The organism is Streptomyces sp. URMC 126, assembly GCF_051386555.1.
GTDB lineage: Bacteria > Actinomycetota > Actinomycetes > Streptomycetales > Streptomycetaceae > Streptomyces.
Window position 1 is genome coordinate 1 of record NZ_JBPQTX010000755.1, and the last position, 297, is coordinate 297.

Consider the following 297-nt stretch of genomic DNA (forward strand, 5'->3'; position numbering starts at 1 on the left):
TCCTCGCCCCGCGTCACGTCCTCGCCTCGCGTCACTTCGTCGCCTCCGCCCGCTTGCGGACCCATGCGTTGAGCAGGGTGGCCAGGAGCAGCATGGCTCCCAGGAAGAACTTGAACCAGTCCGGATTCCACTGGGCGTAGACGATGCCCTTGCTGGTCATGCCGAAGATCAGCGCGCCGACCGCCGAGCCGATGGCGGAGCCGTAGCCGCCGGTCATCAGACAGCCGCCGATGACCGCCGCGATGATGTAGAGGAACTCGTTGCCCACGCCCTCGCCGGACTGCACCACGTTGAAGG

1 protein-coding gene is annotated in these 297 nt (G+C 66.7%); it reads right to left on the minus strand.

Annotated elements, in window-relative coordinates:
* Nucleotides 1-31: 31 nt before the first annotated feature.
* A partial coding sequence (locus ACSNOK_RS33770; RefSeq protein WP_436784573.1) for an ABC transporter permease subunit occupies nucleotides 32-297 on the minus strand: 266 nt, incomplete at its 5' end.